General features: G+C 53.7%; 2 protein-coding genes and 1 pseudogene. All 3 read left to right on the forward strand.

The genetic code is table 11. From position 1 onward, the window contains the following. A partial coding sequence (locus tag ASC93_RS17095; protein ID WP_229412764.1) for a type VI secretion system Vgr family protein occupies positions 1–1178 on the forward strand: 1178 nt, incomplete at its 5' end. After that, positions 1175–3007, forward strand: a complete 1833-nt coding sequence (locus ASC93_RS17100; RefSeq protein ID WP_056444732.1) for a triacylglycerol lipase — start codon at positions 1175–1177, stop codon at positions 3005–3007. The genes ASC93_RS17095 and ASC93_RS17100, both read left to right, overlap by 4 nt. 107 nt (positions 3008–3114) lie before the next feature. Then, positions 3115–3639, forward strand: a pseudogene (locus ASC93_RS31455) (hypothetical protein); the annotation flags it as partial.

Genomic DNA, 3639 nt, shown 5'->3' on the forward strand with positions numbered 1-3639 from the left:
ATCCTGTCATTCTCGGAGCGCTTTATAACTACACGCACATGCCGCCGTGGAAGTTGCCGGGACAGCAGGCGCTGACCGGCCTGCGCAGCCGGGAATTGGGCGGTGCCACTCGCGGCAATCACCTGATCCTTGACGACACGGCCGGGAAGATCCAGGCGCAGTTGAAAAGCGATCACCAGTGTAGTCAACTGTCGCTCGGTCACATTACCCGTATCGAGGACACGTCCGGCCGGAAAGATCCTCGCGGCGAAGGGTGGGAGCTTCGTACTGACGGCCATGGCGTCGTGCGTGCGACACAGGGCATGCTCATCTCCACGGAAGCACGCCCGAACGCCGCGACCCACATCAAGGATATGGGCGAAACGATTCAACGGCTGTCGACAGCCGCTGACCTGCAGGAGCAGTTGGTTGGGATGGCGCAGCACTATGGCGCTCAAGAAAAGCAGGAGCCTCAGCAAGGGGATGCGGTCGAAGACCTCAAATCCCAGAACCAAGGCATTCGGGGCGGCGGCAAAGGAGCGTCCCCTGAATTGTCCGAGCCGCATTTGGTCGTCGCCAGTCCGGCCGGCATCGAACTCACCTCGGCCCAATCCACCCACATTGCCAGCAACCGCCACACCGCCATAACCAGCGGCAAAAGCCTGTCGATTGCCAGCGTCGACGGCCTGTTCGCGAGCATCGGCAAGACATTCCGTCTATTCGTGCACAAGGCTGGCATGAAACTGATTGCCGCCGCCGGGAAGGTATCCGTGCAGGCACAAGACGATGACGTCGAGATCATTGCCAACAAGGTGCTTCGGCTCTTGAGCGAATCGGACTGGGTCGATATCCGGGGCAAAAAAGGCGTGCGGCTGCATGGCGGCAATCACATGCTCGAGATCAGCGATCAAACGCAGTTCTTCACGTCGTCGCCTGTTCTCTTTCACGGCAATCTGGAGACGCTGGCGCCGAAGAGTGTTTCACAAGCATTCAACGAGAAACCGGCGGGTTATCACTTTGACCAAGAGGTGAACTTCCTCCAGGTGGATGGTACGCCAGCGAAAGACGTTGCCTATGAACTGGTAAGGGATGACGAAACGGTCGCTGGCGGCAAGACCGACGCCAGCGGCAGCACCGGACTGCAAAAAGCCGCAGGAATGGACAGCTATACGATTCGATGGAAAGGTGAACTGCCATGAGCGACAACAGCAATCTCAATGAGCGCGGCAACCATCAGGGAGAATTTACCCAAGGCGTCGGTGGCTGGGCAGAATATACGGTTCATATGACCGAAACCGCGGATAAGACCAGGCACGATGTCACAGTCCCTCCCGGAAAAATAATTCCTGTCATTTTTCTTCCAGGCGTCATGGGCAGCAATTTGCGCATGACTAAAAACAGGCAGGATCAACTGAAACGTCCGGATAACCGGGCATGGCGTCCGGATGATTTAGTGGACCTGTCCGGCAACTACGAGGTTGCCAGAAAAACAGGCATGGGTGGGTGGTTTAGGAATGCATCGCCGGCGCAACGCCAACTGGACTTTGATCCTGAAAATACGGAAGTGGAGTATTACCACTACACCGAGAGCAAAGAGCGCTTTGATCCGGAAGGAAAAGAAACTCTAGAGGCGGATGCACGCCACCAGAATGTCCCCGACGGTCTTGCACCGATTGCACCGCTGATGGGTTATCGCCGTATCCAATCAATATCGCAGGCCAACCCGAATCTTGTCTCGGCACACAAACGCCAGATGCCGGCCCAGATTGCTCGTTGGCGCGGCTGGAGCGAAGTGCTTTTCGCCGGCCCTTACGGTCAGATGTTGCGGACGGCAGAACTGCTCCTCAACAATATGATCGTAAACGGACAGTTGAACCCAACGTGGTTGCCGGCTCTCGCCGACCCGAAAACATTTGGTGCCGCATCAGGAGCGGCAATTACAGAGAAAGACATAAAAAAGATTTGCAATTGCTGGTACCCAGTGCATGCGATGGGATACAACTTCCTGAAGAGCAACGGAGAATCGGCCGTTGTCATCGCCAATCGAATACGCGGATTGGTCCTCGGCTACCAGAAGCGTGGCTTCAAATGCGATGAGGTCATCATCGTTACACACAGCATGGGAGGCATCCTTGCACGCGCGTTGATCCATCCCAAGTATGGAAAGCTGCTAAACGACCAGACGGTGAAAGTCTTGGGCATGTACCACAGTGTCATGCCGACATTGGGCGCCGCCGCCGCGTACCGACGCATGCGTTTTGGTTTCCAGGAAAAAGAAGGGCTCAAGGCACAGTACTTTGCTGAGGTCATCGCTATCGACGGTCAACATGCGACGGCGATTCTTGCCAATACTCCCGGTCCGCTGGAATTGTTGCCTGCGGCCGGGTATGGCAAGGATTGGCTGAAGGTCGTGGATGGATGCGGTAGGACGATTCGCAGCTGGCCTCAAGGCGAGGAAAATGCACTCGACAGCATTTACCTTCAGCCGCAAGAAAATTGGTGGCGCCTCATTAACCCAGATTGGGTAAATCCAGGCAATGTTCTATTTCAAGATGGAGGTGGCTTAGCCAACGTGGGTAGACGCTTAGCCAACGCAACTGCCTTCCTCGATTCCATCGAAACGACATTTCATCCGACACATTGTTATGCCAGTTATTGCGCATCGGATGAGCACAAAAGCTATGGCAATCTGGTTTTCAAGGTCATAAATCCAGAGGTCTGGGATAGCCGAACAATTAACTTGCCCTCAGTCGACACATGGAAACTTTTGAGTGACGATAAGAAAGGAACTTTGACGGTACAAGCGGGAAAAAGGGTGTTGACGCTGAAATTGCAGCCGATGGATGCGGCTGGCGACGAGACGGTGCCTGCCGAACGCTCGGCACGCAAGATTACTGGCACGCTATTCCCCCATGGAAGCTCCAAAGGGAGCGGCTATGAGCATCAAGGCAGCTACGCCGATCCGAATGTACTGACGTCGATGTTGTATTCCGTCGTGAAGATCGCCGGAACTGCGAAGTGGGGATGATTATGTGTACGAACAGCCGGACCACGGTGGCGAAATGCTGCTTCGTTTTGATACTGGCGACGTCGCTTGTCGCCTGCTCGAAGAAATTTGCTTATAAGGAGCGTGCCGTGCCCGAAACTGTTGCGTTGAGTCCAAGGTTGAAAAACCTGTTCAAAGAAACCAAACTTGTGTGCTTTGGCCGATATGCGCTGATGGTTCCCAAAGAAGCGCAAGTGATATGGGGGGATTTTTCATTTCCTTCCAGAATCTATCTCTTTGAAGGAAGTCGAGAAAAAATCAAAGAAAAAGTTGCTCTGGATATTGCTAAAATAAAACGTGCCGATGAAACCGCGGAGGTCGTCCGTAATGCCCCAGGACCAATCGAAGATAGTTGGCAATTCCGTTATTACGAGGATAAATCGGCAAAAAGATTTAATCTTTATCTTTTTAATACCTATATTAATAAAGGTAATATTATTTTCCTTTTGCGCGGTGGCGTCGATCCCGACACCAAACAAACCGAGGAACAAGCGGTAGCACAGGAGGCCAGCCGGGCAAAGAGCCTGCGCTTGCGAACAGAAGATGACATCCCATCCGAAGAAGGCTATTGCATCGAACACGGCTTCATGGCCAGTTCCTTTTATGGCGACCAA

The organism is Massilia sp. Root335 (assembly GCF_001425685.1).
Taxonomy (GTDB): domain Bacteria; phylum Pseudomonadota; class Gammaproteobacteria; order Burkholderiales; family Burkholderiaceae_D; genus Telluria; species Telluria luteola.

Excerpts from the sequence above, each read along its gene's own strand:
- ASC93_RS17100 (WP_056444732.1), top strand. The coding sequence starts at position 1,175 with ATGAGCGACAACAGCAATCTCAATGAGCGCGGCAACCATCAGGGAGAA.